The 940-nt window shown below is 68.7% G+C and carries 1 pseudogene; it reads left to right on the top strand.

The features are described 5' to 3' along the window. Positions 1 to 54: 54 nt before the first annotated feature. Positions 55 to 940 (top strand): annotated as a pseudogene (locus E1165_RS28650) (IS5 family transposase); the annotation flags it as partial.

Below are 940 nucleotides of genomic sequence, written 5' to 3'. Positions count from 1 at the left end.
AGAGCGCGTTTGGGATGTGTGCTGGTCGGGTGTGTCGCACAGTGGGTGCGATCGATGGGCGGGGTTCGGTCGGTAGTCGGGTATGGATCGAGTGCGGCGGTACCCGTCTGACCTGACCGATGCCGAGTGGGAGTTCGTCGAGCCGATGCTGCCGTCGCCGCAGTGGATGGGCAGGCCGGAGAAGCATCCTCGTCGGGCTGTCGTCGACGGGATCCTGTACGTGGTGCGGACCGGGTGTGCGTGGCGGTACCTGCCGGTGGACTTCCCACCCTGGCAGACCGTGTACTCCCACTTCCAACGGTGGAACCGGCGGGGTGTGACCGAGCGGATCCTCACCGAACTGCGGGAGCAGGTTCGCCTGGCCCATGACCGGCAGTCCGAGCCGACAGCGGGGATCATCGACTCCCAGTCGGTCAGGGCCGCGGACACCGTGCACCACGACACCCGCGGCTACGACAGCGGGAAGAAGGTCAACGGCCGCAAGCGGTTCATCGTCACCGACACCTTGGGCCTGCTGGTCACCGTCTGGGTCCTGGCCGCCTCGTGGCAGGACCGTGACGGCGCGAAGGGCGCTCTGCTCGCCACGTACGCGGCGACCCCGATCCGGCACGTGTTCGCCGACTCCGGGTTCGCCGGCCGGCTGGTCGACTGGGCCCGCGACATCCTGCGCACCACCCTGGAAATCGTGCGCAAACCCGCTGATCAGCAAGGGTTCGTCGTGCACCGCCGCCGCTGGGTGGTGGAGAGGACCCTGGCCTGGCTGACCGCCCACCGCCGGCTGGCCCGCGACTACGAAACCCGCCCCGCCACCTCGGAAGCCATGATCCGCTGGGCCGCCATCGCCGGCATGCTCGCCCGCCTCACCCGAGGTGGACCCGCCACCCGCCAACAACGGCGCATCTTCAACACACCCGACTGACAGACATGCGAAACGCCCTCT

It is taken from the genome of Micromonospora sp. KC723 (assembly GCF_004348595.1).
Lineage (GTDB): Bacteria > Actinomycetota > Actinomycetes > Mycobacteriales > Micromonosporaceae > Micromonospora.
Note: the sequence above shows the minus strand (reverse complement) of the source record. Positions and strands in the feature narration are given on the sequence as shown.